Here is a 14,077-nt window from a genome sequence, read left to right on the forward strand (position 1 = left end):
CATATACAGTTATTGTTTATCGAACCATGCGCATAGCTGCGCTTCGAGTTCATTGATATCGATAATATTATTAATCACTACCAGTTGTGCTTCTGGTACGCTGGCGCTGGCAGCAATATCTTTAGCCATGACGAACAGGTCGGCGGCCCCTGGCGTGGCGGAGGAGAGATCGGAGTGTTCGACTTCCGCCTCAATATTGAGTTTTTTGAGGACTTTTTTAATATTCATTTCAACCATAAAACTGCTGCCCAGGCCAGAGCCACAAATAGCCATGATTTTCATTGTTATCACCTTTTTAGTAGAGTACACCCGCATCACGCTCACGCGTAATGTTTCATAACATTCAATCTGGACTTAAATCAGAAGCGTGAAATAATTTTTTTAATTTCCTCCCGTGTTGTAGCACTATGTAATTGCGCAAGTTCTTTATCACTTGAAAATAACTCAGCAAGGGCAGAAATCATGGCAATATGGCTGTGTTTATCTGGAGCGGCCAGCATAATAATAATATCAACTGGATCAAACTCTCCTGCACCAAATGAAACACCTTGCTTTAATTTCAGCAGCGACAAACCTAAGTCTTTCGCTCCTTCTTCTGGCCTGGCATGGGGCATCGCAAGACCCGGAGCCAGCACATAATAAGGGCCTAACTTATGGTGCTGCGCGACAATGGCAGTGAGGTAATCAGACGTAATGACTCCCGCATTCAGCAAGGGTCTGGCACAAAGCTCCAGAGCCTGCGGCCAATCCTCTACGCTTTCGCACAGCATAATGGTTCTATCCGTTAACCAGGTACTCAGCACTTTTCCTCCTTAGCATTCGCTCAATATGGACAAACTTTATTCAACCACTGAAACCATATCTGCGATCGTAGTCACAAAGATAGCGCTATCAAAAGATATCGTTCGGTTATGTGATAGCGCTATCAAAATACGATTACTGAGTGAAATCACAGCAAAAAAAATGATTTAAGGCGTATACTGCCCTTTACGCGAAGCAAAGAATGACAATAAAAAAACAGCTCAACTGGTTGTAATTAAGCAGGAATTTGTATGTCTCTAACTCGAAAACGGCGTAGTACAGGAAAAGTGACCATCGCCGATGTTGCTCAGCTTGCTGGTGTTGGCACTATGACCGTCTCCCGTGCATTACGCACCCCTGAACAGGTATCCGATAAACTCAGAGAAAAAATTGAAGCGGCGGTGCATGAGCTCGGGTATATGCCTAATCTTGCGGCAAGTGCGCTGGCATCAGCTTCATCACGCACAATTGCCATGGTGGTGCCTAATCTGGCTGAGGCAGGTTGTTCAGAAATGTTCGCGGGGTTGCAGGAAATTTTACAGCCAGCCGGATACCAGATAATGCTGGCAGAGTCCCGCAATCGTCTTGAGCAGGAAGAAAAACTACTGGAAACACTGCTTGCCTCAAATATTGCAGCCGCAATATTGCTTAGCGTCGAACACAACGACACCGTGCGGCACTGGCTGAAAAATGCGTCTATTCCGGTTATGGAAATCGGTGCCATTCGTAGCGACCCCATCGATATGAATATCGGCATTGATAACGTCGCGGCTATGTTTGAACTGACTGAGATGCTGATTCAGCGTGGCTACCAGAACATTGGCCTGTTATGTGCCAATCAGGAGCAGTGGATTTTTCAGCAACATTTACAAGGCTGGTATAAAGCGATGTTGCGTCATCATATGTCACCAAATCGGGTGATTAATGCCGCATTACCCCCGGTTTTTTCTACCGGAACGTCACAACTTCCCGAATTTATTCTCGCCTGGCCGGAGCTGGACGCGCTGGTCTGTGTGTCAGATGAACTGGCCTGCGGCGTATTGTACGAATGTCAGCGGCGACGTATTAAAGTTCCTGATGATCTTGCTGTCGTGGGGTTCGGCAATAGCGATGTGAGCAAAGTCTGCCAACCGCCACTGACAACAATGGCTGTACCACATCGTAAGATTGGTCTTGAGGCCGGGCGCGCATTGCTGGCGAGAATTCAGGATGGAAACTGGAGCGATCAAAAACAGATCGCCTCCAGTTTATGCATGCGAGATAGCTGTTGAGGTTCTACTCCGCCTCTTCCTGCTTTTCTTGTTGGGTCTCTGACGACTTAGTCGCGGACTCATTCTTGGCGTTGCGGGTCATCCACAACGCCAGCGCCTTCAGTGAATCTGGCGTGAATTCGTCGCAGCGCGCCGTAATTTCTTCCGGTGTCAGCCAGCAAACCTCGCTAACCTCTTCTTCCTGCAACGCGAACGGCCCATGAGATACACAACTAAACAACGCCCCCCAAACCCGACAATTTTTATCTTCAAAATAAAACTGCCCGTGGTCGGCAAACGGTACGCCCGCGATGCCTAACTCTTCTTCTGCCTCGCGACGGGCCGATTCGAGAAGTTGCTCATCTGCCTGAACGACGCCACCTGCTGTGGCATCCAACATGCCAGGCAAAAAGTCTTTTGTCTCGGTGCGGCGCTGAACCAAAATTTTACCCATACCATCATGCACAACGATATACGTTGCACGATGACGTAAGCGTTCCGCCCGCATCTGTTCCCGGCTGGATTGTGCGATGACTTCGTTGTCTTCATTCACAATATCCACCCATTCCGTACTTGCCAAACGACGCTGTTCCACCATCAGGAAACCTTCTTTTTTCTAGCGCTCTTACGGCGCGTTTACGTTTGTGGGGTAAATTACGGATTAATCTCGACCTGCGCAATGATACTTTGATCATTGAGTGCCATTACTCTGAGAACATTATCATCCAGAATCCCGTAGCTTGCCGTAAAACCCCCTTTCGGGATGCTGACCGAACCAGGGTTAAAGTGATAAATCTCCCCACGCTGTTCTGCAACCGGCAAATGAGTATGCCCATAAACCAGCACATCTCCGGCACTCAGGGGCGGAAGATTTTCCGGGCCAAAAAGATGTCCGTGCGTCAAAAAGAGGCGCTGATTATCTGTCAGAATTTGCTGCCACGGTGCAGTTATCGGAAATTGCAGGAGCATCTGATCCACTTCGCTGTCACAGTTGCCACGCACCGCAATAATACGCGATGCCTGCTCATTCAAACGCTCGGCAACCTGCGCCGGCGCATAGCCTTCCGGCAACGCATTACGCGGCCCGTGGTTTAAAACATCACCCAATATCACCAGCCATTGCGCACCGCTTTGGGTAAACCTCTCAAGTACGCGCTCCGTGGCTGGCAACGAACCATGAATGTCCGATGCGAACATCAGTTTCATCACTCACTCCTCGTTGAAAATTACCTTTCAATGATACTGGATTACGCCCCGATGATCAGCAGGAACGCTTCGCGGAAAGCGCGATAAAACGTTGTACCGATGCACGCTGCCACTGGAACGCTGCATATTCCGCTAACTGCTCAGGAACATCATCTCCGTTAAGGACCAGACGATTAAGCATGAGCGCTAAATCGCAATCTGCAATACACCATTCACCAAATAAATTCTGTTTCCCATGGGCCAGTAAGTTGCCCGCTGTGGCAAACAATTTTTCCGCACTCGCCTTCCCCGCTTCACTTAACGGCGGTTTTTTTACACCGGCAAAGACCACGTCCGTTGAACGCTCTTCACGAATCGGCATGAGATCGCTACGGATCCAGGCCTGAACCTGGCGGGCGCGGGCGCGTTTCTGGATATCGTGAGGGTAAATCCGCTCCCATTGCGGCGGCGCGAAGCTCTCTTCAAGAAACTCGGCAATTGCCGATGATTCACTCAGTTCAAAACCGTCGATCTCGAGAACCGGTACACGGCGCGTGAGCGCATACCCTTGCCATGAAGGCTGCAAGTGTTCGCCATGGTTGAGATCTACTGTTTTCAGCGTAAAAGGCAGCCCTTTCTCTTGTAGAGCAACATATACGGACAACACGTACGGGGAGAAAAAGTTTGCATCTGACCACAGCGTAATTGCAGGTTTGCTCATAATATCCTCAGAGATGTATTGGCTTACTTTCAAAATATAGAGTCTTTCTCACTCTGTCACTTGATGAAAACTCACGCTCGTCAGCAGGTTCTATACTTGTAGTGACCAGGTGACAAAACGGACGCTGAAAATGATCGACCTCTACTACACACCAACGCCCAACGGACATAAAATCACGCTGTTTCTGGAAGAGGCGCAGTTGAAGTACCGTTTAATTCATGTGGATATCAGCAAAGGTAATCAGTTTCATCCCGATTTTCTGGCTATTTCGCCAAATAATAAAATTCCTGCAATTGTCGATCATGCCCCGGAAGATGGCGGAAGACCGATCAGTCTGTTTGAATCTGGTGAAATTTTGCTCTACCTGGCGGAGAAGAGCGGAAAGCTGCTAAGTGGTGAATTGCGAGAACGCCATACCACGCTACAGTGGCTCTTCTGGCAGGTCAGCGGATTAGGTCCTATGCTAGGCCAAAATCACCACTTTAATCACTTCGCACCGCAGACGATCCCTTACGCCATTGAACGATATCAGGTTGAGACCCACCGATTGTATAACGTGATGAATAAGCGTCTGGAAACTTCACCCTGGCTGGGTGGCGATCATTATAGTATTGCGGATATTGCTTGCTGGCCCTGGATTAACGCCCACCAGCGGCAACGTATCGATCTCGATACTTATCCGGCAGTCAATAACTGGTACGAGCGTATCCGTACGCGTCCCGCCACGGAACGCGCGATGCAGCAAACTGCTCAGTGAGAAGAAGTAACGCGATTAGGTTCTCGTGTATCATGCAGAGGTTCATACATGGAGGAAACCTGCAATGTCACAACCTGACGCTATTATTCGTATAAAAAACCTTCGTCTGCGCACCTTTATTGGCATCAAAGAAGAGGAGATCCTCAACCGGCAGGATATCGTCATCAACATAGCCATCCACTATCCGGCAGACATAGCCCGTACCAGTGAAGATATCAACGATGCGTTGAATTACCGCACGATCACCAAGAGCATAATTCAACATGTGGAAAGTAACCGCTTCTCATTATTAGAAAAATTAACTCAAGATGTGCTCGATATCGCACGCGAACATCACTGGGTCACTTATGCTGAAGTAGAGATCGATAAACTTCACGCATTGCGTTATGCCGACTCCGTTTCCATGACGCTGAGCTGGCAGCGCTAATCGTTACCCGGGAGGCGACATGCAGATTCTGATTACTGGCGGTACTGGCCTGATTGGACGCCATCTGATCCCCCGTCTGCTGGAATTGGGGCATCAGATAACCGTAGTGACACGTACCCCCGATAAAGCCCGCCAGATCCTGGATTCACGGGTCACGATTTGGAAAGGACTTGAGGACCAACACAACCTCAATGGAATTGAAGCAGTCATTAACCTTGCCGGTGAACCTATCGCGGATAAGCGCTGGACTGCTGAGCAAAAAGAGCGACTGTGCCAGAGCCGCTGGGTTATTACACAGAAACTGGTCGATCTAATCAGGGCCAGCGACACACCACCAGCGGTATTGATATCGGGTTCCGCGGCAGGATATTACGGTGACCTTGGCGAGGTAGTCGTCACAGAAGAAGAGCCACCGCATAACGAGTTTACCCATAAGTTGTGCGCTCAATGGGAAAACATTGCCAGCAGTGCGCAAAGCGACAGAACACGCGTGTGTTTGCTACGTACAGGGGTTGTGCTGGCTCCTGCTGGCGGGATCCTGGCAAAAATGGTTCCACCATTTCGTCTTGGCCTGGGCGGTCCTATCGGTAACGGACGCCAATATCTTGCCTGGATCCATATTGACGATATGGTGAACGGTATTATCTGGCTGCTGGATAACGATCTGCACGGCCCCTTCAATATGGTTTCACCATACCCGGTACGTAACGAGCAGTTCGCCCACGCGCTGGGTCATGCCCTGAACCGACCTGCTATCGTGCGCGTCCCTGCGACGGCCATGCGGTTACTGATGGGGGAATCATCGGTGCTGGTCCTCGGCGGGCAGCGAGCGTTACCCAAACGCCTGGAAGCCGCTGGTTTTGCATTTCGCTGGTATGATTTGGAAGAAGCGCTGGCGGATGTCCTGCGATAATCTCTGCTGACTGTTCACTGTCGCTATTGTGGTGGTAAGGTTATAAAACTGACTACCTCAATGGCGACATTTAATAGCGACTTTATGGCGATAATAACGACTCCCCGACTTATCCTCTCTGCATATCAACTCTCTGACTGGTCATTTTTCCTCAGGCTGCGTGAAAGCCCGGAAATAATGCGTTATATGGCTGACATCTCCACGGCAAAAGAAACGCGCTTACTGTTTGCCAGACGCCTTTCCGCTAAGCATTCCTTCGTTATCCGTGAACATAATAACAATACGCCGTTGGGCGATATTGGCTTACAAATTAGTCATCTTTATCCTCAGGAAGCAGATATCGGCTACGCCGTCGTCCCACAGGCACAGGGAAAAGGTATCGCCAGCGAGGCAGTCCGTGCTGTGTGCGATTACGCCTTTCAGCAGGCAGGAGTCACCGCGATAAACGCATATGTGTTAGCCGAGAATACGGGGTCAGTACGCATTTTGGAAAAGACAGGTTTTGTACTCACCCAGGTACTCGAGCAAGCATACGAAGTGAATGGCATACGGTATGACGACTGTGTCTATCGTCTGGAGTGTCCAGCACGGGGTTTATAAGCCCGGAAGTGAGGTGCCCCCGGGCATTTTGGACGGTACAGCAGTACTACTTCAATGACCCTTTCAGGAACTGCTGCAAACGTGGACTCTGCGGGTTGCCGAATACCTGCTCCGGATCGCCTTCTTCTTCGATTTTCCCCTGATGCAGGAAAATAACGTGCGTGGAGACATGCCGGGCAAATCCCATTTCATGGGTGACGACCACCATGGTTTTTCCCTCTTCGGCCAGTTGCTGCATAATGCGCAGTACTTCACCGACCAACTCCGGATCAAGGGCTGAAGTCGGCTCATCAAATAGCAGCACTTCCGGCTCCATTGCCAGCGCGCGAGCAATAGATACACGCTGCTGTTGCCCACCGGACAGATGTACCGGATATTTACCCTGGGCGCGTTCATCAATACCGACTTTGGCCAGATACTTCACCGCGCGATCGCGAGCTTCCTGTTTGCTTAAACCTAACACCTGAATCGGCGCTTCCATGACGTTTTCCAGCACCGTCATATGGCTCCACAGGTTGAAGTGCTGGAAGACCATAGTCAGTCGCGTACGTAACAGACGAAGTTGGTTTTTATCCGCCACCTTGAGTTGACCGTCTTTGTCGCGTACCAGGCCAATATTCTGACCACTGACCACAATCGACCCAGCGCTCGGTTTTTCGAGAAAGTTAATGCAGCGCAGGAACGTACTTTTACCGGAACCTGACGAGCCAATAATACTGATAACATCACCCGCGTTGGCCTGCAGCGATACCCCTTTCAGCACTTCATGTTCGCCGTAGTGCTTATGTAAATCGATAACGTTTAATTTATTTTCAGACATCGTGTTACTCGAATCATTTAGAGGAGACATGCTGCAACCAGCGTTTTTCCGCTTTACGGAACAGACTGATCAGGACATACGAAATCATCAAATACAGTACGGCGGCAATACCGAATGCGGTAAACGGCTGGTAAGTTGCCGAGTTGATATCGCGGGCGATTTTCAACAAATCCGGCACCGTCGCCGTAAATGCCAGCGCCGTTGAGTGCAACATTAAAATGACTTCATTGCTGTATGCTGGCAGCGCAATACGCAATGCTGAAGGCAAAATAATACAGCGATACATTTTAAATGAAGAGAAGCCATAGGCACGCGCGGCTTCAATCTCGCCATGAGGTACCGAACGGATTGCCCCGGCAAAAATCTCTGTGGTATAGGCACAGGTGTTTAGCGTTAGCGCCAGCACGGTACAATTAAGGCCACTGCGGAAAAAAGCGTTGAGGAAGTCTGTCCCTTTAACGATTTCCAGCGTGTACATTCCGGAATAAAACACCAGCAACTGAACGTAAAGCGGTGTTCCACGAAAAATATAGGTAAATAGCCAGATGGGAAACTGGATAAACTTATTGCTGGAAACACGACCAATCGCCAAAAACAGCGCCAGGATGCCCCCCATTACCACAGATGAGATCAGCAACCACAGCGTTATTGCCACGCCGGTGAAGCGATAGCCGTCGGTCCATAGCAGGGATTTCCAGTACTCCTGAATAATCTCAATCACAGGTCAGCCCTCTTCACACCCACGGAGTAGCGGCGCTCAAGGTACAGCAGCACACCGTTAGAAACAGTGGTAAACACCAGATAGATAGCGCCGCACACCACGGCAAAGTAGAACGGCTCCCAGGTGCTCTTACCCGCAAGCTGAGTGGCTTTCACCACGTCTTCAAGTCCGAGCAGAGAAACCAGTGCCGTGGCTTTAAGAATAACCTGCCAGTTATTACCAATTCCCGGCAATGCATAGCGCATCATCGCCGGAAACATAATGCGGCGGAATATCTGTGAACTGGTAAAACCGAATGCAGTTGCCGCTTCAATATGGCCTCTGGGTACAGCCATAAACGCACCGCGAAAGGTTTCGGTAAAATAGGCCCCGTAGATAAAACCGAGCGTGATAATACCCGCCACCATCGGATCGATATCAATCTGGCTGATACCAATTGCGTCGGTTATGGTGTTAAGCGCAATCTGCAACCCGTAGAATATGAGCAGCATTAAGACAAGATCGGGTACTCCACGTATTAACGTCGTGTACCCTTCGAAAATTAGCCCCATTGCCCGACTTTGCGAAAGCTTCGCTCCCGCGCCGACAAGACCTATCAGGACCGCCAGCACTACTGAGCTGAGAGCCAGCTCGAGCGTAACAATCGCGCCCTGTAAAATAACACCTGAAAAGCCATACAACATGCTGCCTGTCCTGTTGTGTGTGGTGAAGTAATGAGCCTCTTTTGATATGTTGTCTCGACACGTTTTATGCCTGATGTCGCTTCGCTTATCAGGCCTACATGCTTTCGTCGTAGGTCTGATAAGGCGCAGTCGCCATCAGGCAATAAGTCGATCAACAATCTACGGGCTTTATCAGCACCTGCGGTGATTAACCGCCGTAAACATCAAAATCAAAGTACTTTTTCGCCAGTTTCTCGTAAGTACCGTCAGCACGCATTTCTGCAAATGCTTTATTCAGTGCTTCGCGCAGTTCGTTATCGTCTTTGCGCAGCCCCATTCCGGTACCCACGCCGAACAGTTTCTCATCTTTCACAGACGGGCCACCGAATTTGTAATCTTTACCTACAGGTTGCTTCAGGAAGCCTTCACTGGCAGCGACTTCATCCTGGAACGCGGCGTCGATTCGTCCGGCAGTCAGGTCAGAATAGATATTGTCCTGCCCCTGATAGGAGACAATTTCAATGCCTTTTGGCGCCCAGTGCTCGTTACCGAATGTTTCCTGGGTAGTGCCCTGCAGAACACCGACACGCTTGCCTTTCAGCGACTCGATTGTCGGCTGGATATCAGAATCTTTAGCAACTACCAGACGAGAATCCGCTGCATAAAGTTTGTCGGTAAAAGCAATTTCCTGCTGACGTTTTTCAGTAATGGAAAGCGAAGACATGATAGCGTCGATTTTCTTCGCTTTTAACGAAGGGATCAGCGCATCCAACGGGTTTTCCACGAAGGTACATTGTGTATTAATGCGTTTGCAGAGTTCTTTTGCCAAATCAATATCAAAACCAACCAGTTCACCCTGCGCATTTTTCGATTCAAACGGGGCATAAGTAGGATCGGTACCGATACGGACTTTTTGCGGAATGGCTGCAAATGCTGCGGTAGCACTGGAGAAAGCCAGGACCAGAGAAAGAGACAACACCAGTTTTTTCATAACTATCCTCAACAGACTGTCTTTTATAGGGGATCTTTACAGGACCAGGTGCAGTTATCGTGCCATTAATCAGGCCGACAAGGCAAAGCATTCTACCTTGCCGGCAATATTTTTTTGCATGAAAAGCGCTTAAGTATGCAATCATGCTCATTAAGACAGCGATAAAAGCACCAAAACAGTGCACTGGATTTATTATGCACCGTAATGGTTAGCCTCTATGGTGCAATCAATTCCCGTTTCAGCGTATCAGTCGCCGTAGACATTAAAGTTAAAATACTTTTTCGCCATTTTGTCGTAGGTGCCATCCTGACGCAGCTCACCCAACGCTTTATCAAAAGCAGCTTTCAGTTCCACGTCATCTTTGCGTAAACCAATTCCGGTTCCGTCTCCGAAATACTTTTTATCTTTTACCGAAGGACCAGCAAACACATAGTCTTTACCTGCTGGCTGTTTCAGGAAGCCTTCGCTGGCAGCAACTTCATCCTGCAATGCCGCATCGAGGCGCCCTGCTGTCAGGTCAGAATAGATAAGGTCCTGGTTCGCGTATGCCACTACATCCACGCCTTTGCTGCGCCAGGTGTCATTGGCATAGGTTTCCTGGGTGGAGCCTTGCAGTACCCCAACGTGTTTACCTTTCAGAGAATCCAGAGTCGGCTGGATTGGAGAACCTTTCGCCGCGATCAGACGTGAGTCTGCTGCGTAGAGTTTGTCTGAGAAAGCAATCTCTTGCTGGCGTTTCTCGGTGATAGAAAGCGAGGAGATGATGGCATCAATTTTTTTCGCTTTCAGCGATGGGATTAGCGCATCAAAGTCACTGGCAACCCAGGTACATTTGATTTGCATACGCTTACACATCTCATTTCCGAGATCGATATCAAACCCGACAAAATCCCCTTTCGCATCTTTAGAGGAAAAAGGGGCGTAGGTTGTATCTGTACCAATACGAACTGTCTGCGGAAGTGCTGCGTAGCTGGCCGCGGTTGCGGAAAGTCCTACCAGCAAAGACAAAGCAAGAACCGTCTTCTTCATACATAACCCTCAAGTGGCGTAATTTTATTATGTTTTACGTTGTGTTGTGTGTTTGCAGACTTTTTCATGCAGGTCTTATGCCATTTTCGCGTCGATGAGGATATTCGACGTTAAATATGTTAATAAAACGTTGCAATATTGTCCTGATTTTGAAGATAGCAGGTATGACGGTTGAACCGCAGCGTTTCGTTGAGTTTTAACGAATTAAATGTTGAGGATATGATCGCGGTTACAAAATTGCCCTGAAACAGGGCAACGAATACAGAGTTGCACGCTGACAGAGCAGCTTATGCCCCCTGCCAGCGGGTAAACAGGTCCTGAGGGAGAGAGATATCAAACTGGTCTAACACACGGTTAACCGTTTGATTAATCACGTCATCAAGCGTCTGAGGGCGATGGTAAAACGCCGGTACGGGCGGCATAATCACAGCACCAATTTCCGCCGCCTGCGTCATGAGACGCAGATGTCCCAGATGCAGAGGTGTTTCACGCACGCACAGCACCAGAGGGCGGCGCTCTTTTAGCACAACATCAGCTGCACGGGTGAGCAGCCCATCGGTGTAGCTGTGGACAATGCCAGATAGCGTTTTAATTGAACATGGCAGGATAACCATTCCAGCCGTCTGGTACGAGCCGGATGAAATACTGGCGGCGATATCACGCGCATCATGATTTACATTCGCTAATGCCTGCACGTCGCGTACAGAGAGGTCCGTTTCAAGTGCCAGCGTCTGTCGCGCCGCCTGGCTCATCACCAGATGGGTTTCCACATCAGCAACGTCACGCAACACCTGCAACAAGCGCACGCCATAAATTGCGCCGCTAGCGCCGCTGATCCCTATGATGAGTCGTTTCATGTTTAACCGCCCTTTCTTGTTTCAGGGCTGACTTTGCAGGATTTTACGGGGAGTTGCAAGCAAGGGGACTTCTCCCCCTTGCTTGCTGTAGAGCATTAACCTTCGTTGTGCATCTCGAGGTTTTCAGCTTCGTTCTGACGCAGTACTGCTTTGGCGTCATCATTACGCAGGGAATCAAGAAAATCGAGGTACTTCTGGTCGACGTCTTTAGTGACATACACACCGTTAAACACCGAGCATTCAAACTGCTGAATATCCGGGTTCTCAGCGCGCACGGCTTCAATCAGATCGTTCAGATCCTGGAAGATAAGACCGTCAGCACCAATTATCTGGCGGATCTCGTCCACTTCGCGCCCGTGAGCAATTAGCTCCGTCGCCGTTGGCATGTCAATACCGTAGACGTTCGGAAAGCGGATTTCCGGTGCGGCAGAGGCCAGGTACACCTTCTTCGCCCCGGCTTCACGCGCCATCTCGATAATCTGTTCTGAGGTGGTGCCGCGCACGATAGAATCATCCACCAGCAACACGTTCTTATCACGGAATTCAGCACGGTTAGCATTCAGCTTACGGCGTACAGATTTACGGCGCAACTGCTGACCCGGCATGATAAAAGTGCGCCCCACATAGCGGTTTTTCACAAAACCCTGGCGATACGGTTTGCCAAGAATACGGGCTATTTCCAGCGCGATGTCACAAGAGGTTTCCGGAATCGGGATGACGACGTCAATATCCAGATCTTCCCACTCGCGGGCAATTTTTTCGCCAAGCTTAGTCCCCATATTCACACGGGCGCTGTAGACGGAAATTTTGTCGATGAAAGAATCAGGACGCGCAAAGTAGACGTATTCGAACAGACACGGATTACTGACCGGATTATCCGCACACTGACGGGTAAACAACTGGCCTTTTTCAGTGATATACACCGCTTCGCCAGGTGCAACGTCACGCAGGAATTCAAAACCAAGCGTATCCAGCGCCACGCTTTCGGAGGCAACCATGTATTCGGTACGACCATCGCCAATATCGCGTTTGCCAAGCACCAGTGGGCGAATACCGTTAGGATCGCGGAAAGCGACCATCCCGTGACCGATAATCATCGCCACGCAGGCATATGCGCCGCGGATCTGGCGGTTAGTTGCGGCGATAGCCGCAAAAATATTATCGGCTTCCAGCGGATAGTGACGGAAGTTATCCAGCTCGCTGGCGAAAATATTCAGCAGAATTTCAGAATCTGAAGTGGTGTTGATGTGGCGACGCTTTTCTTCAAACAGCTTTTTACGCAGCTCATGCGCATTGGTCAGGTTGCCATTGTGGGCAAGCGTAATGCCATATGGTGAGTTGACGTAAAAAGGTTGAGCTTCGGAGGCGCTGGAGCTGCCAGCCGTTGGGTAACGCACATGGCCAATGCCCATATTGCCCTGCAAACGCTGCATATGGCGAGCTTCAAAAATGTCGCTCACCATTCCGTTTGCCTTTCGCAAACGGAAGCAGTTGTTGGCATCAATGGTGATGATGCCAGCGGCATCCTGACCACGATGCTGGAGCACCGTTAACGCGTCATAAATCGACTGGTTTACCGGCATAACACCGGCGATACCGACAATACCGCACATACGTCTTTTCCTCGTTAAGCCACATCTCAGAACCGTTAGGGTCTGGGCAAGAAACTTGACGAGCTTTGCAGATAGTCAAAAAACCATCTGATGATAAAACTGAACTGCGGGATCAACTGTGACTTGCTCCAGTCTTCACTTTTCGACACACCGGTAAACGTATCGAGAAAAAACAGAATGGCGGCGACGATCAACGCTCCTCGCAGAGCACCAAAGCAGATCCCCAACACCCTGTCGGTACCCGACAGGCCTGTTTTCTCCACCAGTTGGCCTATCACAAAATTAACGATAGCGCCGACGATAAGTGTCGCGATAAACAGTATCGCGATAGCAATCCCATTTCGAACCAGTTCGTCTTCAAAGCCCGTAAACCAGACAGACAGGTAAGTGTAGTAATGGCTGGCGACAAAGAAAGCACAACCCCAAGTCACCAACGATAATGCTTCACGAACAAAGCCACGGATCAGGCTAACCAGACAGGAAAAACCAATCACCGCGATAATGGCGTAATCAATCCAGACCATAAGTGTCCCACGATTTTACGCCCTGTCGTCCTGTTCGGGGCGCATTCTAACAGAAAAAGAAAACGTTTGCGTAGGGATTTCCTTTCCACGCGTAAATAAAAATGGCGCTGAAAAAATCTTCAACGCCATCGAACTTTTTGCCTCTTCGGGCACTGCCGGATGGCGGTGCAAGCACCTTATCCGGCTCACAACACAGCAACACTGTA

At 49.5% G+C, this 14,077-nt stretch carries 18 protein-coding genes; 5 read left to right on the forward strand and 13 right to left on the reverse strand.

Annotated features, from left to right (window positions below):
* Positions 1–9 precede the first annotated feature (9 nt).
* The gene (locus LG384_RS15995) at positions 10–282 is read right to left on the reverse strand and encodes a PTS sugar transporter subunit IIB (RefSeq protein ID WP_045445618.1); all 273 of its coding nucleotides are present in this window, start codon (positions 280–282) and stop codon (positions 10–12) included.
* 77 nt (positions 283–359) lie between these two features.
* Positions 360–803 (reverse strand): PTS sugar transporter subunit IIA, encoded by a 444-nt coding sequence (locus LG384_RS16000; RefSeq protein ID WP_045445621.1) that lies wholly within the window; start codon positions 801–803, stop codon positions 360–362.
* 249 nt (positions 804–1,052) lie between these two features.
* On the opposite strand from LG384_RS16000, the gene LG384_RS16005 reads away from it, so the two are divergent.
* Positions 1,053–2,072, forward strand: coding sequence for a LacI family DNA-binding transcriptional regulator (locus LG384_RS16005; RefSeq protein ID WP_045445624.1), 1,020 nt, complete (start codon positions 1,053–1,055; stop codon positions 2,070–2,072).
* Between the two features lie 4 nt (positions 2,073–2,076).
* Here LG384_RS16005 and yfcD read toward each other — a convergent pair whose 3' ends face one another.
* Genes yfcD through yfcF form a run of 3 tightly spaced genes read right to left on the reverse strand, consistent with a single transcriptional unit; the run spans position 2,077 to position 3,957 of the window.
* Positions 2,077–2,649 carry an NUDIX hydrolase YfcD gene (yfcD, locus tag LG384_RS16010; protein WP_045445627.1) on the reverse strand — a complete coding sequence of 191 codons (573 nt, stop codon included), beginning with the start codon at positions 2,647–2,649 and terminating at the stop codon, positions 2,077–2,079.
* Between the two features lie 56 nt (positions 2,650–2,705).
* Positions 2,706–3,257: a phosphodiesterase gene (yfcE, locus tag LG384_RS16015; protein ID WP_045445630.1), complete on the reverse strand. Its 552-nt coding sequence runs from the start codon at positions 3,255–3,257 to the stop codon at positions 2,706–2,708.
* A 55-nt stretch (positions 3,258–3,312) separates the two neighbouring features.
* Complete coding sequence (gene yfcF, locus LG384_RS16020) at positions 3,313–3,957, reverse strand: glutathione transferase (protein ID WP_048220981.1); 645 nt, start codon at positions 3,955–3,957, stop codon at positions 3,313–3,315.
* A gap of 130 nt (positions 3,958–4,087) precedes the next feature.
* On the opposite strand from yfcF, the gene yfcG reads away from it, so the two are divergent.
* The 4 genes from yfcG (at position 4,088) to LG384_RS16040 (ending at position 6,654) form a co-directional block, all read left to right on the forward strand.
* Positions 4,088–4,714, forward strand: coding sequence for a GSH-dependent disulfide bond oxidoreductase (gene yfcG / locus LG384_RS16025; RefSeq protein WP_045445636.1), 627 nt, complete (start codon positions 4,088–4,090; stop codon positions 4,712–4,714).
* Between the two features lie 64 nt (positions 4,715–4,778).
* A complete protein-coding gene (gene folX, locus LG384_RS16030; RefSeq protein WP_045445639.1) occupies positions 4,779–5,141 on the forward strand; it encodes a dihydroneopterin triphosphate 2'-epimerase in 363 nt (120 codons plus the stop codon).
* Positions 5,142–5,160: 19 nt separating this feature from the next.
* Positions 5,161–6,054: a TIGR01777 family oxidoreductase gene (locus tag LG384_RS16035; RefSeq protein WP_045445642.1), complete on the forward strand. Its 894-nt coding sequence runs from the start codon at positions 5,161–5,163 to the stop codon at positions 6,052–6,054.
* An 84-nt stretch (positions 6,055–6,138) separates the two neighbouring features.
* Positions 6,139–6,654 carry a GNAT family N-acetyltransferase gene (locus LG384_RS16040; protein ID WP_200010375.1) on the forward strand — a complete coding sequence of 172 codons (516 nt, stop codon included), beginning with the start codon at positions 6,139–6,141 and terminating at the stop codon, positions 6,652–6,654.
* A gap of 46 nt (positions 6,655–6,700) precedes the next feature.
* Here the strand turns inward: LG384_RS16040 and hisP are convergent, their stop codons facing one another.
* From hisP to cvpA, 8 genes are all read right to left on the reverse strand, one after another.
* On the reverse strand, positions 6,701–7,474 hold the full coding sequence (gene hisP / locus LG384_RS16045; protein ID WP_003028114.1) for a histidine ABC transporter ATP-binding protein HisP: 774 nt from the start codon (positions 7,472–7,474) through the stop codon (positions 6,701–6,703).
* A 13-nt stretch (positions 7,475–7,487) separates the two neighbouring features.
* A complete protein-coding gene (gene hisM / locus LG384_RS16050; RefSeq protein ID WP_045445661.1) occupies positions 7,488–8,195 on the reverse strand; it encodes a histidine ABC transporter permease HisM in 708 nt (235 codons plus the stop codon).
* Complete coding sequence (locus tag LG384_RS16055) at positions 8,192–8,878, reverse strand: histidine ABC transporter permease HisQ (RefSeq protein WP_045445664.1); 687 nt, start codon at positions 8,876–8,878, stop codon at positions 8,192–8,194. The genes hisM and LG384_RS16055 overlap by 4 nt, the downstream gene beginning before the upstream one ends.
* Before the next feature lie 187 nt (positions 8,879–9,065).
* Positions 9,066–9,848, reverse strand: coding sequence for a histidine ABC transporter substrate-binding protein HisJ (gene hisJ / locus LG384_RS16060; RefSeq protein WP_045445667.1), 783 nt, complete (start codon positions 9,846–9,848; stop codon positions 9,066–9,068).
* Positions 9,849–10,094: 246 nt separating this feature from the next.
* Positions 10,095–10,877, reverse strand: a complete 783-nt coding sequence (gene argT / locus LG384_RS16065) for a lysine/arginine/ornithine ABC transporter substrate-binding protein ArgT (RefSeq protein WP_225761221.1) — start codon at positions 10,875–10,877, stop codon at positions 10,095–10,097.
* Between the two features lie 287 nt (positions 10,878–11,164).
* Positions 11,165–11,734 (reverse strand): UbiX family flavin prenyltransferase, encoded by a 570-nt coding sequence (locus LG384_RS16070; RefSeq protein WP_045445673.1) that lies wholly within the window; start codon positions 11,732–11,734, stop codon positions 11,165–11,167.
* 95 nt (positions 11,735–11,829) lie between these two features.
* On the reverse strand, positions 11,830–13,347 hold the full coding sequence (gene purF / locus LG384_RS16075; protein ID WP_045445676.1) for an amidophosphoribosyltransferase: 1,518 nt from the start codon (positions 13,345–13,347) through the stop codon (positions 11,830–11,832).
* 35 nt (positions 13,348–13,382) lie between these two features.
* Complete coding sequence (gene cvpA / locus LG384_RS16080; protein ID WP_045445679.1) at positions 13,383–13,871, reverse strand: colicin V production protein; 489 nt, start codon at positions 13,869–13,871, stop codon at positions 13,383–13,385.
* Positions 13,872–14,077: the final 206 nt, after the last annotated feature.

Source organism: Citrobacter sp. Marseille-Q3906, assembly GCF_916618775.1.
In the GTDB taxonomy this organism is placed as follows: domain Bacteria; phylum Pseudomonadota; class Gammaproteobacteria; order Enterobacterales; family Enterobacteriaceae; genus Citrobacter; species Citrobacter murliniae.